We start from the raw sequence: 21,130 nt of genomic DNA, 5'->3' as shown, positions 1-21,130 counted from the left end.
TAGGAATCGGTTTGGGGGTGCCCACGATGGCCACCTACAGCTACCGCTGCGCCGCGGACGGCGCGGTCGACGTGCGCCTCCCGATCGGCACGGCCCCGTCCGTGATCGATTGCCCGGCCTGCGGCGCCCCCGCGCAGCGCCGCTACACCAGCCCGATGCTGGGGCTGGCCCACAAGGGCGCCATGGCCCTGCTCGACCGCGCCGAGCGCTCGCGCACCGAGCCCGAGGTCGTCACGTCACTGCCGACGAAGGCGCGTCGGCCCGCGCCGAAGCTCGATCCGCGCACCGCGCGCCTGCCGCGTCCCTGACCCGTCCGCTCCGTCTCGGTCCCTGCCTGATCCCTGCCTGATCCCTCCCCGCTGAACCGCGTCCGTCCCCTCTCCTGACCGGCGCGGCCCCTGCTGTTCCGGACCGGCGTCTGCCCGTCCGGCCCTCGGTACGTCCGCCCATCTGTGTGAGGAGTGCTGATCCGCCATGCCCGAAGTCGTCTTCCCGCTGGACTCGCAGAAGAAGTTCACCGAGCAGCGGATCGTGGGCCACAACCGGTGGCACCCCGACATCCCGGCGCTCGTCCAGGTCAAACCCGGCGACGTCTTCCGGGTGCACTGCCGCGAATGGTTCGACGGCGCGATCCACAACGACGACTCCGCCGACGACATCCTCAACGCGCCGCTCAACCAGGTCCACGTGCTCTCCGGCCCGATCGCCGTCCAGGGCGCCGAACCCGGCGACCTGCTCATCGTCGACATCCTCGACGTCGGCCCGATCCCGCAGGAGGACTCCGGGCCGCTGGCCGGCCAGGGCTGGGGCTACACCGGCGTGTTCGCCACCCGCAACGGCGGCGGCTTCCTGACCGAGCAGTTCCCCGACGCCTACAAGGTGATCTGGGACTTCCGCGGCCAGACCGCGACCTCCCGGCACATCCCCGGGGTGTCGTTCACCGGCATCGTGCACCCCGGCCTGATGGGCACCGCGCCGTCGCACGAGCTGCTGCGCACGTGGAACGCCCGCGAGGCCGCGCTGATCGCCACCGACCCGGACCGGGTGCCGCCGCTGGCGCTGCCGCCCAACCCGGACGGCGCCATCCTCGGCAACCTGCGCGGCGAAGAGTTCGACCGAGTCGCCGCCGAGGCCGCGCGCACCGCTCCGCCTCGCGAGAACGGCGGCAACCAGGACATCAAGAACCTCACCAAGGGCAGCCGCGTCTTCTACCCGGTGTTCGTCGAGGGCGCGAAGCTGTCGATGGGCGACCTGCACTTCTCCCAGGGCGACGGCGAGATCACCTTCTGCGGCGCCATCGAGATGGGCGGGTTCATGGACCTGCACGTCGACCTGATCAAGGGCGGCATGGAGACCTACGGCGTCTCCGAGAACGCGATCTTCATGCCGGGCAACGTCGATCCGCGCTACGACCAGTGGCTGGCGTTCTCCGGCACCTCCGTGACGCTCGACGGCGAGCAGCGCTACCTCGACTCGCACCTGTCGTACCAGCGGGCCTGCCTGCACGCCATCGACTACCTGCAGAAGTTCGGCTACAGCGACATCCAGGCGTACATGATCCTCGGCGCCGCACCGATCGAGGGCCGCCTCTCCGGCGTCGTGGACATCCCGAACTCCTGCTCGACCGTCTACATCCCGACCGCGATCTTCGACTTCGACGTCCGGCCCAGCGCCACGGGACCGCACAAGATCGATCCCGGCCAGGGTGTCCCGGTCGCCAAGGCCTGACCACGGCGAAGAGGAGCGAACCTCATGGGTGCGGTCGGACTGTTCTTCGTGGGCGCCGTGCTGTTCATCAACGGCGCGATGCTGCTGGGCTGGGTGGACGCGCGGTCCGCCGTGCCGATGAACTTCTTCGTCGGTGGCCTGCAGCTGGTGACCCCGACGTACCTCATCTTCACCGCGAACGGGGACACCGACACGATCCTGTCGGCGGGCGCGCTCTACATGTTCGCGTTCACCTACCTCTACGTCGCGCTGAACCTCACGCTGAACCTCGACGGGACCGGGCTGGGCTACTTCTGCCTGTTCGTGTTCCTGTCCGCGCTGGTCTACGCCGGGCTGAACTTCTTCCGGTTCAACGACCCCGCGTTCGGCGTGATCTGGCTGTACTGGGCCTTCCTGTGGCTGCTGTTCTTCCTGCTGCTGGGGCTCAAGCGCGAGGCGATCGGCCGCTACACCGGGGCGGTCTGCGCCATCCAGGGCTGGGTGACCGGGTGGATCCCGGCACTCCTGCTGCTCACCGGCGCCTACGCAACGTGGTCTGGTCCGCTGGCGGTGGCGCTGGCCGTGTTCGGGGTCGTCGTGTTCGGCGGGCTCTACGTGGTGATGGGCCGGTCCCGGCCCACACCCGTCGAGCCGTCGGTGGGCCAGCGACAGCCTGCCTGACGCCCACCCGGCCACCGCGCCGGTGGCAGACTCCTCGGCGGTGACCGTCGTCCTGCTCAAGCTCGTGCTCGCCCCCGCGCTGGTGGTGGCGTCGACGCTGGCGGGGCGGCGGTGGGGTCCGGCGGTCACCGGCGCGCTGGTCGCGTTCCCGATCACCGCGGGCCCGGTCCTGCTCGTCACGCACGTCGAGCGCGGACCGGGCTTCACGCGGTCCGCCGCCGTCGCAGCCCTGCTCGGCCTGGTGGCGCTGGCCGCGTTCGGGCTGGTGTTCGCCCGGCTCGGCCGGCTCGGCTGGGTCCGGGCGCTCACCGTGAGCTGGGTGGTCGTGCTCGCGATCGATCTCGTCGTGGCGCTGCGGCCGGTGCCGGCGCTGCCGGCCCTGGCCGCGGCGCTCTCCGGGACCGTCCTGGCGCTGGCGCTGATGCCGCCCGCGACCGCGCCGGGCACGGCGGCCCCGCCGCCCGCGTGGGACCTGCCGGCCCGGGCGCTGGCCACCGCGGCGCTGGTGATCACCCTGACCACGGCGGCGGAGCTGCTCGGCCCGCTGTGGACCGGAGCGCTGGCCACCTTCCCCACCGCGGCCAGCGTGATCGCGGCCTTCACGCTGGCGCAGGGCGGACCACCGGCGTCGACGGCGGTGCTGCGCGGGATGGTGTCGGGGCTGTTCGGCTTCGCCGGGTTCTGCTTCGCGGTCGCCGTGCTGGTCGACGCGCTCGGCCTGCTCGCGTTCCTGGCCGGCGTCGCCGTGGCGGCCGCGGTGCAGCTGGCCGTCGCCGCGCTGCGCCGCCGCCGGCAGCCCGCGTGAGCGATCAGCGCATGCGGATCGCGACCTTGCCGGTCGCGTGCCCCGACTCGACCAGGGCCAGCGCCTCCCGCGCCTGCTCGAACGGGAAGACCTCGGTGACGTGCGGATCGAGCGTCCCGGCCACGACGAGCTTGGCCAGCTCCGTGAGCACGGGCGTGGTGCGGTTGCGCTCGACCGCGCGCCCGCCCAGCTCGATCCCCAGGTTCCGGTCCGCGATCGACGCCAGCCGGGACCGGTCGCGCACCAGCGGAGCGATCGTGCGCAGGGCATCCCCGCCGACCGTGTCCAGCGCCGCGTCGACCCCACCGGGGGCCACTTCGCAGATCCGCTCGACGACCCCCTCGCCGTAGGCGACCGGGATGCCGCCGAACCGGGTGATCAGCTCGTGCTTGCCGGGGCTCGCCGTGCCCACGACGCGCAGGCCGCGGGCGACGGCGAGCTGCACCATCGCCACCCCGACGCCGCCACCGGCACCGTTGACCAGCAGCGTGCCGCCCTCCGGCAGGTCCAGCTGCTCCAGCGCGTCGTACGCCGTGCCGGCCGCGACGGGCAGCACGGCCACCGTCTCCGGCTGCACGCCGTCGGGCCGCAGCGCCGCGAACGACGCCGAGACCCGCGCGTACTCCGCCCAGGCGCCGACGTTGCCGGGCGTACCGCCGAACACCTCATCGCCCTCGGCGAACCCGCGCACCGCCCCGGTGACGTCCTCGCCGATCGCGACGACCGTGCCGGCGCACTCCCGTCCGAGCACCGCAGGGGGCTCGATGCCGTACGCGCCGTCGCGCACCTTCCAGTCGCCGGGGTTCACCCCGGCCGCGCGCACGTGGACCAGCAGCTCGTCCGGCCCTGGCTCGGGCACCGGCAGGTCCAGGAACGCCTCGCCCTCACTGGTGAATCCGTACGCCCTCACAGCACCGCCTTCAGGTTCGCCAGCCGCTCCACGGCCTCGGTGAGCACCTCGTCGCGCTTGCAGAACGCGAACCGGACCAGCGTCCGCCCCAGATCGGGATCCGCGCAGAACACCGACACCGGCACCGCCGCCACCCCGATCAGCTCGGGCAGCCGCCAGCACAGCTCGGCCCCGTCGGCGACGCCGAGCGGGGCGACGTCGGTGACGACGAAGTACGTGCCCGTGCTCGGGTACACGGTGAAGCCGGCCGCCGCGAGCCCGCCGGAGAGCAGGTCGCGCTTGCGCTGCAGGCCATCAGCGAGCTCGGCGTAGAACGAGTCGGGCAGCGCGAGCGCTGAGGCGATGGCCGGCTGGAACGGCGCGCCGCTGACGTAGGTGAGGAACTGCTTGACCGCCCGCACCGCTGCCACCAGCTGCGGCGGGCCGCTGATCCAGCCGACCTTCCAGCCGGTCACCGAGAAGGTCTTGCCGACCGAGGAGATCGTCAGCGTGCGCTCGGCCATGTCCGGCAGGGTCGCCATCGGCACGTGCGGGCGCCCGTCGTAGACCATGTGCTCGTAGACCTCGTCGGTGACGACGATCGCCTCGTGCTCGGCGGCCAGCCGTCCGATCAGCGTCAGCTGCTCGCGGTCGAACACGGTGCCGGTCGGGTTGTGCGGGGTGTTGACCAGCACCAACCGGGTCCGCGCCGAGAACGCCGCGCGCAGCTCGTCGGGGTCGAACGCGAACGGCTCACCCGGGTGCGCCGGCCGCAGCGGCACGGCCTTCAGCACGGCGCCGGCCAGCGCGATCGTCGCCGCGTACGAGTCGTAGTACGGCTGGAACGTCACCACCTCGTCACCGGGCTCGCACAACGCCAGCACGGCCGACGCGATCGCCTCGGTGGCCCCGGTCGTGACGAGCACGTGATCGGGATCGACGTCGAGCCCGTAGAACCGCTTCTGGTGCTCGGCGACGGCGGCCCGCAGCTCGGGGATGCCGGGACCGGGCGGGTACTGGTTGATCCCGCTGGTGATGTTCGCGGCGGCGTCGGCGAGCAGCGACGGCGGTCCATCGGTGTCGGGGAAGCCCTGACCGAGGTTGATCGCTCCCGTCCGCACCGCGAGCGCCGACATCTCGGCGAAGATGGTCGAGGTGAACGGCTGCATCCGCGCCACGAGCATGGATGTCACCTTAGGCCGACCCTCGCCCCGGGTCCCCGGCGCTCGCCGACGGCATGAGTCCGGGAGAGATCGACATGTCTGATTTGACATGTCAATACCGCCTGGTGCATCGTGGCGTGACCGACCGGCCGACGAAGGACCCGCGATGACCGCCACCCCGTCCACCACGACCGACCGCACCAGCCCCCCGCGACTCCTCGCACTGGCCCGCGGCCTGGGGCTCGACGTCGGCCTGCCGGTGGCCGCGTACTACGTGCTGCGCCTGCTCGGCGCATCCGACTGGGTGGCGCTGCTCGCGGCCTCCGCCGCTGCCGCCGTCCGCATCGCGTGGTCCGCGGTGCGCAGCCGGGAGCTGAACGCCTTCGCCACCGTGATGCTGCTCGTCTACGGGATCGGCTTCGCACTGGCGTTCGCGACCGGCGACCCGCGCACGATGCTGCTGCGCACGTCGCTGATCACCGCCGGGGTCGCCGCCGTGTTCCTGGTGACGGCAGCCCGGGGCAAGCGCCCGCTGACCCTCACCGCCCTGCAGAGCTTCAACCCGGGCCGGTCGCAGCAGCTCCAGCACGAGTACGACACGAAACCCGAGGTCCGTCGCGGCTACCGGCTCTCCTCCGCGATCTGGGGCGGCGGCCTGCTGGCGGAGGCCGTCCTGCGCATCCCGCTCGTCTACCTGCTGCCGATCGACGTCGCCGTCGGCGCCACCGAGGCGCTGGCCGTCGTGACGATCGTGGCGCTCATGGGCTGGAACGTGTGGTACGTCGCGCGCGCCCGGCGCCGCGCGCAGCACGGCTGACGGGGATCCGCGAAACGCGCGGGAGCTCCGGAGCGAGCTATCAGGCGCGATCGTCGCCGGACGGGACGATGGTTCCGGACGGCATCGCTGATCATCATTCTCTTCTGAGGTGAAGGTTCACGGTTGGCCGGAACCGGCCACCCCGACGGGGAGGGACGACCGCGATGACCGACTCCGCACCGGCGAGTGACCGCGCCTCGGTGCCCGGCCCGCTCTTGATGCTGCGCGGCTTGGCCCTCGACGTCGGGCTCCCGGTGGTCACGTACTACGTGCTGCACCTGCTCGGTGCGTCCGACTGGGCGGCGCTGCTCGCCGCCTCCGCGGTCGCCGCGTTGCGGATCGTGTGGACCGCGGTGCGCGACCGGCAGCTCAACGCCTTCGCCACCGTCATGCTCCTGGTCTACGGGCTCGGCTTCCTCTTGAGCCTGATGACCGGTGACCCGCGCACCGTGCTGCTGCGCAACTCGTTCGTCACCGGCGCGGTCGGCATCGCGTTCCTGATCTCGGCGATCCACGGCAAGCGCCCGCTCACCCTCGCCGCGCAGCAGAGCTTCTCGCCGGCCGAGGCGGAGCAGGCCCAGCGCGACTACGACACGATGCCCGAGGTGCGGCGCGGCCACCGACTGTCGTCCACGGTGTGGGGCTGCGGGCTGCTCGCGGACGCGGTCCTGCGCATCCCGATCGTGCTCCTGCTGCCGATCGACGTGGCCGTCGGCGTCAGCGAGGCGCTGTTCGTCGTCACGATCGTGGCGCTCGTGTTCTGGAACAAGTGGCGGGTGGAGCGGGCCCGGGCGCGTGCGCAGAGCAACTGACGCGCGTGCAGATCATCACATCGGGGGACGCGTCGGGAACAGCACGGAAGCGGGGCGCATTGACGCTGAGGTGAGTCCTGCGCCGTCCGCACCCCGCCGCCTGACCCTCATCCTGCTCCTCGGATCACTGGTGGCGCTCGGCCCGGCCACGATCGACATGTACCTGCCGGCGCTGCCGGCCATGGTCGACGATCTGCGGGCCGCACCGAGCCTCACGCAGCTGACCATCACCGGCACACTGCTGGGACTGGCGTTCGGGCAGCTCGCGATCGGGCCGATGTCCGACGCGATGGGGCGGCGCAAGCCGCTGCTGGCCGGGGTGACGCTCCACGTCGCGTCGTCGGTGCTGTGCGCGCTCGCCCCGAACATCGCCGTGCTCGGGGTGCTGCGCGTGCTGGAGGGGGTCGGCGCGGCCGCTGGATCCGTGGTCGCGATGGCGATCGTGCGCGACCTCTACAGCGGGCGCGCCGCGGCTACCCTGATGTCGCGGCTCGTCCTCGTGCTGGGCGTCGCGCCGGTGCTCGCGCCCACACTGGGCGGCTGGCTGCTCGCCGTGACGTCGTGGCGCGGGGTGTTCGTCGCGCTCGCCGTCTACGGGCTCCTGCTGCTGCCCACTGCTCTGTTCCTGCTGCCGGAGACGCTGCCCGTCGAGCGGCGGCGCCCGGCGGGGGCGCGATCGGTGGTGCAGACGGTCGGCCGTCTGCTGCGCGACCGCGCGTACGTCGGGCTGGTCCTGATGGCCGGGCTGAACTTCGCCGCGATGTTCGCCTACATCGCCGGCTCGTCGTTCGTGTTCCAGCAGGAGTTCGGCCTCGACGAGCAGCAGTACGGGCTGCTGTTCGGCGCGTGCGCCGTGTTCATCATCAGCGCTTCACAGCTCAACGCGTGGCTGCTGCGGCGGTTCGAGCCGCGCAGGCTCGTCGTGGTCGCCCTGGTGGGCGGAGCCGTCAGCGCGACCGCCGTCCTCACCTCGGCGCTGAGTGGTCTCGGTTTCGCCGGCATCGTCCTGCCGCTGTGGGGCACGCTGTTCTTCGTCGGTCTCGCGACCCCGAACGGCCAGGCCCTGGCGATGGGCCGGCACGGCGGGGCCGCCGGCACCGCCGCCGCGCTGCTGGGCGCCGCTCAGTTCGGCGTGGGCGCAGCGATCTCGCCGCTCGTCGGCGCGCTCGGGAACGACTCGGTCGCCATGGCCGCAGCGATGACCGGGAGCCTGCTGCTCGGTCTCGTCGTGCTGCTGGCCGTCGTGCGACCGTGGCAGCTGGCCGATCTCGACGCGGAGGACCACGTGCCCGCGGCCGAGCCGGCCTGACCCGGCTACGCCACCACGCCCTCGTCCACGTCGGCGGGCCCGTGCTGCAGCCCCCAGTGGACGAGCGGCTGCAGGGCGGCCATCAACTGGGCACCCTCCGGCGTGGGCCGGTAGATCACCTGCACCGGCATCGTCGGGATCACCTCGCGCTCGATGAGGTCGAGCGCCTCCAGCTCGCGCAGGCGCTGCGCGAGGACGCGGTCGGAGATGCCGGGCACCATCCGGCGGAACTCGCCGAACCGGCGCGCGCCGCGAGTGGCCGCGAGCAGGATCGCGCCGCTCCAGCGCTTGCCGACCCGCTCGATGGTGTGCTGGAACGCCTGGCAGGCCTCCGCATCGATGCTCGTGTCGTGCGCGGCCTTCGGATTGGAAGTCACTTACGAAGTGTAAGCGCCTAACGGCGCGCTGGGCAACGTCGGCGGCCGTGTCGACACTCAGGCCCATGACCGACTACGGACACGAACTCCGCTTCGGGGTCTCCCTCGATCCCTCCGTCCCCCGGCTCGCCGAGGCGTACGAGCTCGCCAGGGACGCCGAGGCCGCGGGCCTCGACTTCGTCGCGGTGCAGGACCACCCCTACCAGCCCGATTACCTCGACACGCTGAGCCTGCTCGAGGCCGTCGCACTGCGCACCGAGCGCATCGGACTGTTCACCGACGTGCTGGACCTGGCGCTGCGTCCGCCGACGATGGCCGCCAAGACCGCGGCGAGCCTCGCCGTGCTCACCGGCCGGCGCATCGATCTCGGTGTCGGCGGCGGCGGCTTCCCGCAGGGCATCACGTCGATGGGCGGACAGCGGCGCACCCCGGGCCAGACGATCACCTACACCGAGGAGTCGCTGCACGTACTGCGCCACGCCCTCGAGGGCGGGAAGGTGCGGTTGCTCAGCACCGAGCACCGCATCGAGGGCTACCAGGCCGGCCCGGTGGCCGACCCACGGCCCAACGTCTACCTGGGCGCCCAGCACCGGCGCATGCTCGGCGTCGTCGGTCGGGCCAGCGACGGCTGGGTCTCGCCGCTGAACATCTACGTACCGCCGGAGGAGGTGCTCTGGCGGCAGGAGCTCATCGACGACGCCGCCCGCTCCGTCGGCCGCGATCCGTCCGATGTGCGCCGGATCTACAACGTCATCGGCTACATCGGCAACGCCGCGCGGGGCACCGGTCTGATCGGCGACGCGCAGCTGTGGGCCGACACGCTGAGCTCGTGGGCCACCGATCTCGGCTACGACACCTTCGTCTACTGGCCGCTCGGGCACACCCGCAGCCAGCTGGAGGTGTTCAGCTCCCAGGTCGTCCCGGCCGTGCGGGCGCAGGTGCGGGAGATCCGCCGGTCACGATGAGCACGGAGACCTCGTCGAGAACGACGTCGCCGTGATCAACGGGCCGACTCGATCACGCCGACGTCGTTCTCGTCGCGTCACACCTGCAGCTCGCTGCGGGCGGTCTCCGGGAGCGCGGCGTACGCGGCGAGCGTGAGCGCGACGAGCCCGGTGACGATCACGACGAGCACGTCGTGGGCACCGACGCCGGTCAACCACGTCCCGACGTACGGGACGGCGCCGGCCACCGTCGTCGCGATCGTGTACGGAACGGCGATGGCCGTGCCGCGGACCGCTGCGGGGAACTGCTCGACGAGCATCGCACCGAACGGGCCGAGGGTGCAGCTGATCAGCAGGGCCGCGACGACCACGGCGAGCACGAACTGCCATCCGCCCTGGCGCACGAGCGCGTCGAGGGGGAACGCGAGCAGGATGAACCCGCTCCCCATCACGTAGGCCATCCGCTTGCGCCCGAGCCGGTCGGAGAGCATCCCGGCGATGGGCAGAGCCGCGATCAGCGTGAGCTGGGCGACCACTCCGCCCAGCTGGACCTGCGCAGCAGGGTGGTGCATCGCCGAGACGGCGTACGCCGGGACGAAGGCGATCCAGTAGTAGAAGACGGCGACGGCGCCGGTGGCGATGCCCAGCACCTGCAGTACACGCGTGCGGTGCGCACGAAGCACCTGCAGCACCGCGACCGGCCGGTCCTCACCGCCGTCCGCGTGCGCGGCGAGGAACTGCGCGCTCTCCGCCAGCCGTCGCCGCAGGTACACCGCGTACAGCCCGATGCCGCCGGCGAGCAGGAACGCAGCCCGCCATCCCCAGGTCGCGACCTGATCAGGGGTCAGCGCGAGGGAGAACAGCAGGCCGAGCAGGGTCGCGGCGAGCGAACCGGCGGCGATGCCCACGCCGGTACCGCTGGACCACAGCCCTCGCCTGGCGCGCGGCGCGAGCTCTGCGATGTAGGCGTAGGAGGCCGGCGCCTCCCCGCCGAACCCGAGGCCTTGCACGACCCGCCCGGCGACGAGCGCGATCGAGGCACCGAGGCCGACCTGCTCGTACGTCGGAGCGAGCGCGATCACGCAGCTGCCGAGCCCGGTCAGGAGCATCGTGGCGGCCAGCGACACCCGCCGGCCGCGCCGGTCGGCGAGCACGCCGAAGAGGAACCCGCCCACCGGACGGGCGAGGAAACCGACCATGAAGACACCGAAGGTCGACAGCAGTGCCGAGTAGGGGTCGTCGGGGCTGAAGAACGTGGTCGCGAACACCGGCGCGAGCACCGCGTAGAGCGACCAGTCGAACCACTCGATCGCGTTGCCGATGCAGACGGCGACGACACCGCGGCGGCGCGGCAGGGCCATCTCGCGGGTCCGGACCGGATCAGGTAGCGGAGATTCCACGTCGAGCCTCCTCGGAGCACCCGTCTTCGGGGATGACGAAGGCGCGCGACCGCGCCTGCGAGTCGGTCCGCACGGCGTCGCGATCACCCGCGGAACCCAGGGAGTCGAAACTAAATCTGTTACGTCTATCTATGTCAAGCGCTGACACATGCTCTATGCTGCAACTTGCCGTAACAGCAACTGTTACAACAAATTCGCGTCACCGAGCGACAGCGTCGAGGGAGCCGATGACCGACAGCACCATGAGCGACATGCCCCTGACCGTGGGCAGACTCCTGATCCGCGGCCGGGACCTCTTCCCGGACAGCGAGGTCGTCACGTGGACGCCCACCGGACAGCGGCGCACCCCGTTCGCCGAGGTGGCCCGCCGCGCCCGAGCCCTCGCCGGCGGTCTGCGGGAACTCGGCGTGGGCCCCGGCGACCGGGTCGGCGTGCTGGCCGCCAACGTCCAGGAGTACGTCGAGGCCTACCTCGGGATCCCGGGCATGGGCGCCGTCCTGCACACGGTGAACACCAAGCTCCAGCTCGACCAGCTCGCCGAAGTCATCGACCACGCGCAGGACCGGGTGCTGATCGTCGACGACGAGCTGCTCGACGTGCTCGCTCCGGTGGCGCCACGGCTGGGTTCGGTGGAGCGGATCGTGACGATCGGCGACTCCCCGACCCACGACCGGTTGCCCGTTCCGCAGGTCGGGTACGAGGACCTCCTGGCTTCCGCGACCCCGCTCGTCGACTGGCCGGACGTCGACGAACGCAGCGCCGCCGCCCTCTGCTACACGACCGGCACGACGGGCGACCCGAAGGGGGTCGCCTACAGCCACCGTTCGACCGTGCTGCACGCACTCGCGTTCGCGGGCTCGGTCGGGAAGTTCCTCTCCGACCACGACCGGTTCCTCGTGGTGGTCCCGCTGTTCCACGTGAACGGTTGGGGCCTGCCGCACGTCGGGTGGATGGTCGGGGCGGACCTGGTGCTGCCCGGCCGGTCGATGCAGCCGGCGGACGTGTGCCGGCTCATCACCGCGGAGCGGCCGACCGTCAGCGGCGGCGTGCCGGCGGTCTGGTCCGCGATCGCCGACCACGCCGAGGCCATCGGCGCCGACCTCTCGTCGATCGAGATCCTGTTCCTCGGCGGCTCCGCTCCGTCCGCGGCGCTCGTCGAACGGCTTCAGCGGCGGCACGGCGTCCGGGTCGTCCAGGCGTGGGGGATGACCGAGACCAGCCCGATGGTCCTGATCTCCGCCCCGCCCCGGTCTGCGGCCCCCGGCTCGGAGACCGAGTGGACGGTGAAGGCGGGGCGGCCGGTGCCGCTGACCGAGGTCCGCATCGCGGACGAGGCCGGGGCCGTTCTCCCGGCCGACGGCACGAGCGTGGGTGAGCTCGAGGTCCGCGGGCCGTGGATCACCGCGCGGTACTACGAGCGCGACGCTGCGGACAGGTTCCACGACGGCTGGCTGCGCACCGGCGATCTCGCGGTGATCGAACCCAGCGGGTTCGTGCGGATCACCGACCGGGTGAAGGACGTGATCAAGTCCGGCGGCGAGTGGATCTCCTCGGTGCGGCTGGAGGAACTGCTGGCCGGTCACCCCGACGTCGTGGAGGCGGCGGTCATCGGCATCCCCGATCCGCGATGGGACGAGCGCCCGTTCGCGTGCGTCGTCCTGCGCCCCGGCGCGGTCCTCGACGTCGAGGCGCTCGGCGCGCACCTGGCCGCTGCCGTGCCCCGCTGGTGGGTGCCGCAGTCGTGGACGGCGGTCACCGACCTCCCGCGCACGAGCGTGGGGAAGATCGACAAGAAGGCGCTGCGAGCCGACTTCCACGCGGGCCGGCTGCGCCCGATCGGCGGTGCGGCGGTCGCCGCGGGCCGCGAGGACGTGCGATGACCCGCGTCGACTGGGCACGGATCGCGGCGAGCGTGCGGCGCGAGCAGGAGCGCATGATCTGGCGGCCCTACGGGGCGCCGGACATCCTCGACCTGGAGCGGACCAGTTTCCACGACGCCGCGGTGTCCGAGCGCTGGGACCTCTCCGAGAAGCTGATCGTCTCGGTCGCGGTCACCGGGGCGTTCTTCCGCAAGGCGCAGAACCCGCACCAGCCGATCACCCCGGACGAGATCCGGGCCTCGGCGGCCGAGGTGGCAGCCGGAGCGAGCACGATCCACGTCCACGTCCGCGACGACCGCGGGTACAACGCGCTCTCGTACGAACGGTTCGCCGAGGTCGTCCGGCCGCTGCGGGCGCAGTTCCCGCAGCTCGCCGTGGACGGGTGCCTGGTCCCCGCGCTGTCCGGGGAGTGGCGGGAGATGCAGCGGGTCCTCGCGTCCGGGCTGCTCGACGCCGCACCGCTGAACGCCACCGCGACGCACGTCGGGGACTCGCTGTTCGCCAAGCCGGCGGCGGTCCTCATGGAGAAGGCCCGCCTGGTCGTCGAGCACGGCCTCGCCCCCGAGATCGCGGTCTACACCGACGCGGACGTCTCGAACGCCGACCGCTTCCTGCTGCGCAGCGGCGTGGTGGCAACGCCCGCCGTCTGGCTCGTCCTGCCCGCGCTGCCGGGCTGCATGCCGATGGACAACCCCCGGCAGATGGCCGAGGGCCTGCTGCGGGTGACGGGCACGATCCGAGACGTCGACCCGGGCGCGGTGATCCTGGTCTGCGCGGCGGGCCGCGCGTCGATGCTCCTGGCGACGCTGGCCGCCTCGCTCGGCCTGCACATCCGGGTCGGCATGGAGGACACCTACTGGCTCTGGCCGCACCGCGACGACCGGCTCGAGTCGAACGCGCAGGCCCTGTCGGTGGCGCGAGCGATCTCGTCCGCCACGGGCCGGCCGATCGCGAGCCACGCGGAGTACCGCGCACTCACCGGGATCGCACCGCGCGCGGTGGCCCGGTGAGCGGTGACCGTCAGGCGGGATCGGACGCCGGCTCGGCCACCGTGCTCCGCCACGCGGAGGCGAGGACGTCGATGAGCAGGTCGGCGATCGTCGTCCGCGCCAGCTCGGCGCGCACCGCGGCGTCGACGCCGTCGTACACCTTGGCGAGCGCGGGCTGGATGCCGCGCCCGACGGGGCAGCCCTGGTTGGGCCGGCGGGCGTGGAAGCCGAACAGCGGCTCGTCGGCGACCGCGTCGTACACCTCGCGGAGGGTGATCGACTCCGGCGGCCGCGCGAGGCGGCACCCGGCGCCCGCACCCCGCTGGACCTCGACGATCCCGGCGTCGCGCAGCCTGCCGATCGCCCGGCGGATCACGACGGGGTTGGTGTTGACGCTGGCCGCGATCCGCTCGGAGGTGACGTACTCGTCGCTGTTGCGGCGCACCAGCGCCATCCAGGCCAGTGCGTGCGCCGCGACCGTCAGTCTGCTGTTCGCGGCCATGCTCGCCTCCTGATGTAACTAAACAGATTACACCCTAGCAGTCGAGGAGAACTGCATGAGAGCTGTGCGCTTCCACGCCCACGGCGGGTTCGACCGCCTCGTGGTCGACGAGGTCCCGGAGCCCGCGCCCGGGCCGGGCGAGGTCGTCGTCCGGATCCTCGCCGCCGGCGTGAGTCCGCTCGACGACAAGGTCCGGGCCGGCGTCCTGCCGGACAGCATGCTCAAGCCGCTGCCGCTGGTCCCGGGCGCGACCGGCGTCGGCGAGGTCGTCGACCCGGGCACGTCGTCCTGGCAGCCGGGTAGCCGGGTGCTGGTCACCGGGTGGGGCTTCGGGACGAGCCGAGACGGCCTGTGGCGCGAACGCATCGCGGTGCCGGCGGAGAGCCTCGTCGCGCTGCCCGACGGCGTCGACGACCACACGGCCGCTGCGATGGCCGCCGGATCGGGCTACCTCACCGCTTACCTCGCCCTCACCGAACTGGCGCCCCTCGCGCCGGGGGCACGGGTGCTCGCGCCCGGGTACGCCGGAGCCGTGGGGTCGGCGACCGTCGAGATCGCCCGGGTCCTCGGTGCGGGGACCGTGATCTCGACGGCCCGGGGCGCGGAGCGGGTCCGTGCGGCCCGGGAGGCCGGGCTCGCGCAGATCGTCGACCCGACCGCGGAGGACCTGCGCGACGCTGTCCTCCGCCTGACCGCCGGCCACGGTGTGGACGTCGTGGTCGACGGGATCGGCGGTCCGCTGACCGGTGATCTCGTGCTGTCGCTCGCGGATCGCGGGGTCCTCGTCTCGGTCGGCTACACGGCGGGCACGACCGCGACGGTGGAGCTGACGTACCTGATCTGGCGGGGCGCTCAGATCAAGGGGTTCATGTTCACGCTGTTCACCCCGGAGCGGATCCGGGAGGCGAACGAGCGGCTGCTCGATCTCGCCGCGCGCAAGCAGATCACGCCGCGGGTCGCCGAAGTCCTCCCGCTGGAGCAGGCCGGGGAGGCGCAGCAGCGGGTCGTCGAGGACCAGCCGTTCGGCCGGGTCCTGCTGGTGCCGTGATGGGCGGGTCCGCGTACCGCCGGCTCCGGCAGTCGCGCGAGTCCGGCGTCCTGTTCGTCACGATCGATGCGCCCCCGCTGAACCTGCTCGACGTGCCCCTCTTCGCCGAGCTGGAGCGGCTGGCGGCGGATGTGGAGGGCGACGACGAGATCGCCGTCGTCGTGTTCACCAGCGCCGATCCCGACTTCTTCCTGGCCCACTACGACATCCACGACCTCCTGGAGCGCGGTTCCCGCCGACCGCCTGCCCGGTCCGGGGTCCTCAAGCGGTTCCACGCGCTGCTCGAGCGGTACCGCACGCTGCCTCAGCTGACGATCGCCCAGCTCGAAGGGGCCGCCCGCGGCGGCGGCGCGGAGTTCGCGATGGCGCTCGACCTGCGCTTCGGCGCGCTCGGCCGGGCGGTGCTCGGACAGCCGGAGACCGCGCTGGGCATCATCCCCGGCGGTGGTGCCACGCAGAACCTGCCGCGCCTGGTCGGTCGGGCCCGGGCGCTGGAGATCGTCCTCGGCGGCCGGGACCTCGACGCCGCGACCGCCGAGCGCTACGGCCTGCTCAACCGCGCTCTCCCGGCGGATCGCATCGCCGCCGAGGTGCGCGACCTCGCGCTGCGCATCGCGTCCCATCCCGGCGAGGCGGTGCGGGCGGCGAAGCGCGCCGTGGACGCCCACGTCCTGCCTGGTCACCTCGGCTTCGTCGAGGAGGCCGAGCTGTTCGGCCGGCAGATCACCACGTCCGCAGCGCGCGAGCGGATGCGGGCGTTCCTGGCGGCCGGCGGCCAGACGCGCGAGGGCGAGGTGCGCTTCGGCGAGCTGATCGCCCGGGTCGCGGACGAGGTTCGCGCAGCGGAGGTCGCCGGCCGGTGATCGCAGAACCGACCGATCCGCACCGCGGTGCCCATCCCGGGCCGTCGCGCGACACAATGCCCCCGTGCGCACGCTCCGTTCCCTCGCGGCCGTGGTGGCCGCCGTCGTCGTCCTGCTCTTGGCCGGCGGCTCGGTCGCGCTGGCCGATCCGCCGCTGCGAGCGCAGGAGCGGATCACCGACCGGGCGGGGGTCCTCGATCCGGCCGCGAAGCGGCGGGTCGAGGAGGCGATCCGGCAGCTGCAGGCCGAGAAGCGGATCGATCTGTTCGTCGTGTTCGTCAACTCGTTCGACGGGCGGACGGCCGAGCAGTGGGCGCGGGCGTCGGGGCAGCTGACCGGTCTGGGCACCGACGACGTGCTGATGGCCGTGGCGGTCCGGGACCGCGAGTACTACGTCCAGACCGGGCCGCGGATGACCGATCTCGATCAGGACGTGCTGGACAAGATCCTGGCGCAGGACGTCGAGCCGCGGCTGGCCGCGAACGACTGGGCGGGTGCCGCGCTCGCGCTGGCGGACGACCTGCGGCGGGGCGGTCCGGACTCCAGCGGTTCCGGGCCGAGCACGCTGTCGGTGGTCGGTGGGATCGCGGCGGTCGGCGGGATCGCAGTGGTCGGCGGCGGCGCGTACCTGCTGTCGCGACGGCGCAAGAAGGCGCAGGGCGAGAGCGGCCCGAGCGAGCCGGCGGTGCCGGAGGACGAGTTCTCCGACCTGTCGAGGGAGGAGCTCGCCTTCCAGGCCAGCCAGGCGCTGCTGGACGTGGACAACGCGGTGCAGCGCTCCGAGCAGGAGCTCTCGGCGGCGCGGGCGCACTTCGGTGAGGAGGCGACGGCGCCGTTCGCGGCCGCGCTGGAGCAGTCGAAGGCCGACATGCTGCGCGCGTTCGAGATCCGCCAGCAGCTCGACGACGACATCCCGGAGACCGAGGCGCAGCAGCGCGCGATGAACGCCGAGATCATCCGCGCCTGCAAGGCCGCCGACGAGCGGCTGGACGCGCAGGTAGCGGCGTTCGACCACCTGCGCAGCCTGGAGGCGAACGCGCCGGCGTTCATCGACGGGCTGGCGCAGCGACTGGCCCAGGTGCAGCAGCGGGTGCCCGCGGTGACCGACGCGTGGACGGCGCTGAAGAACCGCTACGCGCCGACGGCGACCGCGCCGGTGGCGGAGAACGTCGAGCAGGCGACCCGGCTGATCGCGGGCGCGGCGACCGAGATCGAGCAGGCCCGCGCCGAGCTGGTGCAGCCGGGCCCGGCCGCGGCCGTGATCTCCGGTCGGGCCGCCGAGGACGCGCTGACGCAGGCGGAGACGCTGCTCGACGGCATCGGCCGGCGGGCGGCCGAGCTCGCCGACGCCGCGCACCGCTACCTGCAGGCCAAGGCCGAGATCGCCCAGGACCTGGCCGAAGCACGTGCCCTCGCCGCGCAGCCGGGCCAGGTCGGGGCGCAGGTGGGCCCGCTGGTGGCGCGGGCAGAGGCGGCGATCGCTGCGGCCGACCAGGCGGCGACCGGCCCGCAGCCGGACCCGCTGGAGGCGCTGCGGCTGCTGGACGAGGCCAACACGGCGCTGGACGCGGGCATCGCCGACGCGCGCGCCGAGCAGGAGCGACTGCGCCGGGCCGCGGCCGCGCTGGAGCAGGCGCTGCTGACGGCGCGGTCGTCGGTGGCGGCGGCGAACGACTTCATCGTCACCCGCCGGGGTGCCGTCGGCAGCACGGCCCGCACCCGGCTCGCCGAGGCGCAGCGGCACCTGCAGCTGGCGCAGCAGGGCACCGACCCGGCCGCCGCGCTGCGGGACGCGCAGATCGCCGACCGGATGGCGCAGGAGGCGCTGCGGCTGGCCCAGTCCGATGTGTCGCAGTGGAACGGCCCGGGCGGCGGCAACCTCGGGATCGACCTGGGCAGCCTGGTGCTCGGCGGGATCTTGTCCGGCGGGTTCTCCGGCGGCGGTCACCACCATCGGCACCGCGGCGGTGGCGGGTTCGGCGGCTCCGGCGGGTTCGGCCGCGGCGGCGGCTTCGGCGGCGGTGGCGGAGGCGGCGGCTTCGGCGGGGGCGGCCGGTTCTAGGGCAGCCCCGAGACCTACGAGAGCGAGGCGGAGCGCAGGAGCCGCTCGAAACCGCCGTCGGAGCGCGCGAGCCGCTCCAGCTCCTCCAGCGCCGCGACGGCCCGGGTCGCGGCGGCCGGGTCGGTCTCGGCGAGGCCGCTCTCGGCGAACTCGTCCTCGTCCAGCCGCAGGACCTGCGTGCCGTCGGGGGAGCGCCAGAGATCGAGGTCCAGGTCCTCGACGACGAGATCGCCGTTCTCGTCGAGGACGGCGGGGCGGGTGACGTCGCAGTAGAAGCCCTTGAGCGTCCGGTCCGGGCCGTGGACCTCGGCGACGGAGAACCAGCGGTCGCGCCAGTAGTGCTCGACGAACACGTCGCCGGGCTCGAACCGCACGAAGCCGAAATCGCGTACCTTCCCGCCGGCGAACGGCGCCTCGACCACGATGTGCACCCCGTCGTCGGAGATCAGCTCCGCCGGGTAGTCGATCTTCGGCCGGCCTGCCTTGCGCAACCACACCCGCATGGCCCGACCCTACGGATCTCCGTCCCGCGGGCAGTAGCGATTTGCGCATCTCACACCGCGCGCGGCGGCGAGCGCCCGCACCCGAGGTATATGATTGCCGTAAGGCAATTAATTGGGGTGGTGCACGTGCCGGAGCGCTTCGACAGCGACGACGTGAACCGTCTGCGCACCGCGCTCGCCCGCATCGCCCGCCGGCTCGACCGCCAGACCCGCCGCGCGACGCTCACCCACACCGAGCTGTCCGTGCTCGCGACGCTCGAGTGCCGCGGGCCGCTGCGCGCCGGCGAGCTCGCCGAGATCGAGGGCGTCAACCAGACGATGCTCTCCCGCATCGTCGGCAAGCTCGCCGAGGCCGGCCTGGTCGAGCGGACGCCGGATCCCGCCGACGCGCGCGCTGTCCTCCTCGCGGTCACCCCCGCGGGCGGCGACCTGCACCGGCGGCTGCGCGCGGAGCGCACCCGGCTGCTGGCGGAGCACCTCGCCACCCTGCCCGACACCGAGACCACGCGGCTGATGGCGGCGCTTCCCGCGCTGGAGGCGCTCGCCACCGCCCTCGCCACGACCCCACAGGAGCAGCATCGATGACGGCCACCGCGGACACCCCGCAGGCCATCGGCACGAACGAGACCGTCCACGAGACCCGCACCAGCCTCTTCCGCGACATGTTCGCCTCGCTGGCGAACCCGAACTACCGCCTCTACATCTCCGGCCAAGCCGTGTCGCTGGCCGGCACCTGGATGCAGACGATCGCCCAGTCGTGGCTGGTGCTGGAGCTGACCGGCTCCGCCACCGCCGTCGGCGCGGTCGTCGCCCTGCAGACGCTGCCCACGCTGCTGCTCGGCCCGTACGCGGGCGTGGTGGCCGACCGCGTCGACAAGCGCCGGTTCATGATCGGACTGCAGTCGGCCATGGGCGTGCTCGCCCTGACGCTGGGCCTGCTCGTCGTCACCGGGCTGGTCCAGCTCTGGCACGTGTTCGCGCTCGCCCTGCTGCTCGGGCTGAACAACTGCTTCGAGCAGCCGGTGCGGCAGGCGTTCGTGCTGGAGATGGTCGGGCCGCAGTACCTGCGCAACGCGGTCAGCCTCAACTCGGTGCTGGCGAACGCGGCGCGGGCCGTGGGCCCCGCGATCGCCGGCGTCGTCATCGCCACCGGCGGCATCGGGCTGTGCTTCCTGATCAACGCGGCCACGTTCGTCGCCGTCGTGGTGTCGCTGGTCAAGCTGGACACCTCGGCGCTGATGCCGTCGGTGCCGGCCCCGCGGGCGCCCGGCCAGCTGCGCGAGGGCCTGCGCTACGTCGCCCGCGAGCCGATGCTCGCCGTGCCGCTGCTCATGATGGCGCTGGTCGGCTGCCTGACCTACGAGTTCCAGGTCGTGCTGCCGGTCGTCGCCCAGGAGACGTTCGCCGGTGACGCCAGCGCGTACGGGTTCCTCACCGCTGCCATGGGCGCCGGTGCCGTCGTCGGCGGGTTGTTCGTGGCCGCCCGCGGGCGGACCGGGTTGCAGCCGCTGATCGTCACGGCGCTGGGCTTCGGTGCCGCGATGGGGCTCGTCGCCGTGGCCCCGACGCTGCCGGTCGCGCTGGCCGGGATGGCGCTGGTGGGCGCGACGAGCGTGGCGTTCATGTCGACGGGCAACAGCACGCTGCAGCTCACCGCGGCACCGACCATGCGCGGGCGCGTGATGGCCCTGTGGGCGGTGGCGTTCCTCGGGTCCACCCCGATCGGCGGCCCGATCGCGGGCGCGGTGAGCCAGGCGTGGGGTGGCCGGGCCGGACTCGCCATGGGTGCGGTGGCCTGCCTCGTGTCCGCGCTGATGGGCCTGGCCGTGCTGCGGCGGGGCCGGGCACGCGCCGAGGTCCCTACGGCTTCCTGAAGTCGTCCGGAGTGACGTCGTCGAGGAACTCGCGGAAGGCGTCGATCTGCTTCTCCGGCGGTGCCTGCGCACCCTCGGGGAACAGCTCCGAGATCGGCTGGCCCACCTCGTCGAGGATCTGCTCAGCCATCCGGATGGGCAGCCCCTCCCGCACCGCCACAGCGAGGGCGTCACTGGCCAGCACTTCGATGCGGGTGTCGCCGTCGAACACCAGCACCGCGACGAACACGCCGTCGGTGAGCGCGGTGAACTCGACGGCGTCCAGGGTGTGGCCCAGCCCGGTCACCACGGGCACGAGCACGTCCATGGGCAGCATCGGATCACCCTCGTGGCGCTGCCCCTCGGCGATGACGGTGGCTTGCGGCCCCCGCAGGAACACCGGGACGCAGCGGTCCCCTTCGCGCTCGCCGAGGAGCAGCATCGGCTGGCGTGTCCGGGCGTGCATCACCAGCCGCAGGGTCCGCATGTCGCGCATCCGCCGATTCTTGCCCGGTGTGACGTAGCG

22 protein-coding genes are annotated in these 21,130 nt (G+C 72.8%); 15 read left to right on the top strand and 7 right to left on the bottom strand.

Translation table 11 applies throughout. The annotated features are described in order from the left end of the window. Window positions 1-26: 26 nt before the first annotated feature. The 4 genes from BUE41_RS14490 (at window position 27) to BUE41_RS14475 (ending at window position 3,193) form a co-directional block, all read left to right on the top strand. On the top strand, window positions 27-308 hold the full coding sequence (locus BUE41_RS14490) for an FmdB family zinc ribbon protein (protein WP_073457612.1): 282 nt from the start codon (window positions 27-29) through the stop codon (window positions 306-308). 166 nt (window positions 309-474) lie between these two features. Continuing rightward, a complete protein-coding gene (gene fmdA / locus BUE41_RS14485) occupies window positions 475-1,728 on the top strand; it encodes a formamidase (protein WP_073457611.1) in 1,254 nt (417 codons plus the stop codon). A 24-nt stretch (window positions 1,729-1,752) separates the two neighbouring features. Then, window positions 1,753-2,388: an AmiS/UreI family transporter gene (locus tag BUE41_RS14480; protein ID WP_073457610.1), complete on the top strand. Its 636-nt coding sequence runs from the start codon at window positions 1,753-1,755 to the stop codon at window positions 2,386-2,388. Window positions 2,389-2,428: 40 nt separating this feature from the next. Next, window positions 2,429-3,193, top strand: coding sequence for a hypothetical protein (locus BUE41_RS14475; RefSeq protein WP_073457609.1), 765 nt, complete (start codon window positions 2,429-2,431; stop codon window positions 3,191-3,193). A 4-nt stretch (window positions 3,194-3,197) separates the two neighbouring features. On the opposite strand, the gene BUE41_RS14470 is transcribed toward BUE41_RS14475, so the two are convergent. Further along, window positions 3,198-4,103, bottom strand: coding sequence for an NADP-dependent oxidoreductase (locus BUE41_RS14470; protein WP_073457608.1), 906 nt, complete (start codon window positions 4,101-4,103; stop codon window positions 3,198-3,200). After that, window positions 4,100-5,266, bottom strand: coding sequence for a pyridoxal phosphate-dependent aminotransferase (locus BUE41_RS14465; RefSeq protein ID WP_073457607.1), 1,167 nt, complete (start codon window positions 5,264-5,266; stop codon window positions 4,100-4,102). The genes BUE41_RS14470 and BUE41_RS14465 overlap by 4 nt, the downstream gene beginning before the upstream one ends. A 145-nt stretch (window positions 5,267-5,411) precedes the next feature. Between BUE41_RS14465 and BUE41_RS14460 the strand changes: the two genes are divergently transcribed. The 3 genes from BUE41_RS14460 to BUE41_RS14450 all read left to right on the top strand — a co-directional run bounded on the left by BUE41_RS14460 (window position 5,412) and on the right by BUE41_RS14450 (window position 8,183). Next, window positions 5,412-6,062, top strand: coding sequence for a VC0807 family protein (locus tag BUE41_RS14460; RefSeq protein ID WP_084755018.1), 651 nt, complete (start codon window positions 5,412-5,414; stop codon window positions 6,060-6,062). 164 nt (window positions 6,063-6,226) lie between these two features. Continuing rightward, window positions 6,227-6,874 (top strand): VC0807 family protein, encoded by a 648-nt coding sequence (locus tag BUE41_RS14455; RefSeq protein ID WP_084755015.1) that lies wholly within the window; start codon window positions 6,227-6,229, stop codon window positions 6,872-6,874. Window positions 6,875-6,944: 70 nt separating this feature from the next. After that, window positions 6,945-8,183 (top strand): multidrug effflux MFS transporter, encoded by a 1,239-nt coding sequence (locus BUE41_RS14450; protein WP_073457606.1) that lies wholly within the window; start codon window positions 6,945-6,947, stop codon window positions 8,181-8,183. 5 nt (window positions 8,184-8,188) lie between these two features. Here the strand turns inward: BUE41_RS14450 and BUE41_RS14445 are convergent, their stop codons facing one another. Further along, on the bottom strand, window positions 8,189-8,560 hold the full coding sequence (locus BUE41_RS14445) for a winged helix-turn-helix transcriptional regulator (RefSeq protein WP_073457605.1): 372 nt from the start codon (window positions 8,558-8,560) through the stop codon (window positions 8,189-8,191). A 65-nt stretch (window positions 8,561-8,625) separates the two neighbouring features. On the opposite strand from BUE41_RS14445, the gene BUE41_RS14440 reads away from it, so the two are divergent. Continuing rightward, the gene (locus BUE41_RS14440; protein WP_073457604.1) at window positions 8,626-9,525 is read left to right on the top strand and encodes an LLM class flavin-dependent oxidoreductase; all 900 of its coding nucleotides are present in this window, start codon (window positions 8,626-8,628) and stop codon (window positions 9,523-9,525) included. Between the two features lie 77 nt (window positions 9,526-9,602). Here the strand turns inward: BUE41_RS14440 and BUE41_RS14435 are convergent, their stop codons facing one another. Next, entirely contained in the window at window positions 9,603-10,904 is a 1,302-nt protein-coding gene (locus BUE41_RS14435) for an MFS transporter (RefSeq protein WP_143172158.1), read from the bottom strand. A 227-nt stretch (window positions 10,905-11,131) separates the two neighbouring features. Here BUE41_RS14435 and BUE41_RS14430 point away from each other — a divergent pair, with 227 nt between their 5' ends. Next, the gene (locus BUE41_RS14430) at window positions 11,132-12,784 is read left to right on the top strand and encodes a long-chain fatty acid--CoA ligase (RefSeq protein ID WP_073457602.1); all 1,653 of its coding nucleotides are present in this window, start codon (window positions 11,132-11,134) and stop codon (window positions 12,782-12,784) included. Further along, entirely contained in the window at window positions 12,781-13,794 is a 1,014-nt protein-coding gene (locus BUE41_RS14425; RefSeq protein ID WP_073457601.1) for a 3-keto-5-aminohexanoate cleavage protein, read from the top strand. The genes BUE41_RS14430 and BUE41_RS14425 overlap by 4 nt, the downstream gene beginning before the upstream one ends. Before the next feature lie 10 nt (window positions 13,795-13,804). On the opposite strand, the gene BUE41_RS14420 is transcribed toward BUE41_RS14425, so the two are convergent. Next, entirely contained in the window at window positions 13,805-14,275 is a 471-nt protein-coding gene (locus BUE41_RS14420) for an Rrf2 family transcriptional regulator (protein WP_073457600.1), read from the bottom strand. Window positions 14,276-14,330: 55 nt separating this feature from the next. On the opposite strand from BUE41_RS14420, the gene BUE41_RS14415 reads away from it, so the two are divergent. The 3 genes from BUE41_RS14415 to BUE41_RS32430 all read left to right on the top strand — a co-directional run bounded on the left by BUE41_RS14415 (window position 14,331) and on the right by BUE41_RS32430 (window position 18,248). Continuing rightward, on the top strand, window positions 14,331-15,323 hold the full coding sequence (locus tag BUE41_RS14415; protein ID WP_073457599.1) for a quinone oxidoreductase family protein: 993 nt from the start codon (window positions 14,331-14,333) through the stop codon (window positions 15,321-15,323). Continuing rightward, on the top strand, window positions 15,323-16,186 hold the full coding sequence (locus BUE41_RS14410) for an enoyl-CoA hydratase/isomerase family protein (RefSeq protein WP_073457598.1): 864 nt from the start codon (window positions 15,323-15,325) through the stop codon (window positions 16,184-16,186). The genes BUE41_RS14415 and BUE41_RS14410 overlap by 1 nt, the downstream gene beginning before the upstream one ends. Before the next feature lie 64 nt (window positions 16,187-16,250). Continuing rightward, window positions 16,251-18,248, top strand: coding sequence for a TPM domain-containing protein (locus tag BUE41_RS32430; protein WP_073457597.1), 1,998 nt, complete (start codon window positions 16,251-16,253; stop codon window positions 18,246-18,248). Window positions 18,249-18,262: 14 nt separating this feature from the next. Here the strand turns inward: BUE41_RS32430 and BUE41_RS14400 are convergent, their stop codons facing one another. Further along, the gene (locus BUE41_RS14400) at window positions 18,263-18,751 is read right to left on the bottom strand and encodes a ribonuclease FAU-1 family protein (RefSeq protein ID WP_073457596.1); all 489 of its coding nucleotides are present in this window, start codon (window positions 18,749-18,751) and stop codon (window positions 18,263-18,265) included. Between the two features lie 126 nt (window positions 18,752-18,877). Between BUE41_RS14400 and BUE41_RS14395 the strand changes: the two genes are divergently transcribed. Together BUE41_RS14395 and BUE41_RS14390 are read left to right on the top strand one after the other, a co-directional pair. Beyond that, complete coding sequence (locus BUE41_RS14395; protein WP_200803901.1) at window positions 18,878-19,336, top strand: MarR family winged helix-turn-helix transcriptional regulator; 459 nt, start codon at window positions 18,878-18,880, stop codon at window positions 19,334-19,336. Beyond that, entirely contained in the window at window positions 19,333-20,625 is a 1,293-nt protein-coding gene (locus BUE41_RS14390; protein WP_084755010.1) for an MFS transporter, read from the top strand. The genes BUE41_RS14395 and BUE41_RS14390 overlap by 4 nt, the downstream gene beginning before the upstream one ends. Here BUE41_RS14390 and BUE41_RS14385 read toward each other — a convergent pair. Beyond that, on the bottom strand, window positions 20,612-21,100 hold the full coding sequence (locus BUE41_RS14385; protein WP_073457717.1) for a bifunctional nuclease family protein: 489 nt from the start codon (window positions 21,098-21,100) through the stop codon (window positions 20,612-20,614). The two genes, BUE41_RS14390 and BUE41_RS14385, sit on opposite strands and share 14 nt — an antisense overlap. Window positions 21,101-21,130: the final 30 nt, after the last annotated feature.

This window comes from Pseudonocardia thermophila (genome assembly GCF_900142365.1).
GTDB lineage: Bacteria > Actinomycetota > Actinomycetes > Mycobacteriales > Pseudonocardiaceae > Pseudonocardia > Pseudonocardia thermophila.
Note: the sequence above shows the minus strand (reverse complement) of the source record. Positions and strands in the feature narration are given on the sequence as shown.

What these genes read in the sequence shown, in the direction of transcription:
- BUE41_RS14480 (WP_073457610.1), top strand. Translation starts at nt 1,753, where the DNA reads ATGGGTGCGGTCGGACTGTTCTTCGTGGGCGCCGTGCTGTTCATCAAC.
- BUE41_RS14455 (WP_084755015.1), top strand. Translation starts at nt 6,227, where the DNA reads ATGACCGACTCCGCACCGGCGAGTGACCGCGCCTCGGTGCCCGGCCCG.
- BUE41_RS14465 (WP_073457607.1), bottom strand. Translation starts at nt 5,266, where the DNA reads ATGCTCGTGGCGCGGATGCAGCCGTTCACCTCGACCATCTTCGCCGAG.
- BUE41_RS14400 (WP_073457596.1), bottom strand. Translation starts at nt 18,751, where the DNA reads ATGCGGGTGTGGTTGCGCAAGGCAGGCCGGCCGAAGATCGACTACCCG.
- BUE41_RS14460 (WP_084755018.1), top strand. Translation starts at nt 5,412, where the DNA reads ATGACCGCCACCCCGTCCACCACGACCGACCGCACCAGCCCCCCGCGA.
- BUE41_RS14390 (WP_084755010.1), top strand. Translation starts at nt 19,333, where the DNA reads ATGACGGCCACCGCGGACACCCCGCAGGCCATCGGCACGAACGAGACC.
- BUE41_RS14490 (WP_073457612.1), top strand. Translation starts at nt 27, where the DNA reads ATGGCCACCTACAGCTACCGCTGCGCCGCGGACGGCGCGGTCGACGTG.
- fmdA (WP_073457611.1), top strand. Translation starts at nt 475, where the DNA reads ATGCCCGAAGTCGTCTTCCCGCTGGACTCGCAGAAGAAGTTCACCGAG.
- BUE41_RS14440 (WP_073457604.1), top strand. Translation starts at nt 8,626, where the DNA reads ATGACCGACTACGGACACGAACTCCGCTTCGGGGTCTCCCTCGATCCC.
- BUE41_RS14430 (WP_073457602.1), top strand. Translation starts at nt 11,132, where the DNA reads ATGACCGACAGCACCATGAGCGACATGCCCCTGACCGTGGGCAGACTC.
- BUE41_RS14425 (WP_073457601.1), top strand. Translation starts at nt 12,781, where the DNA reads ATGACCCGCGTCGACTGGGCACGGATCGCGGCGAGCGTGCGGCGCGAG.
- BUE41_RS14415 (WP_073457599.1), top strand. Translation starts at nt 14,331, where the DNA reads ATGAGAGCTGTGCGCTTCCACGCCCACGGCGGGTTCGACCGCCTCGTG.
- BUE41_RS14410 (WP_073457598.1), top strand. Translation starts at nt 15,323, where the DNA reads ATGGGCGGGTCCGCGTACCGCCGGCTCCGGCAGTCGCGCGAGTCCGGC.
- BUE41_RS14385 (WP_073457717.1), bottom strand. Translation starts at nt 21,100, where the DNA reads ATGCGCGACATGCGGACCCTGCGGCTGGTGATGCACGCCCGGACACGC.
- BUE41_RS14420 (WP_073457600.1), bottom strand. Translation starts at nt 14,275, where the DNA reads ATGGCCGCGAACAGCAGACTGACGGTCGCGGCGCACGCACTGGCCTGG.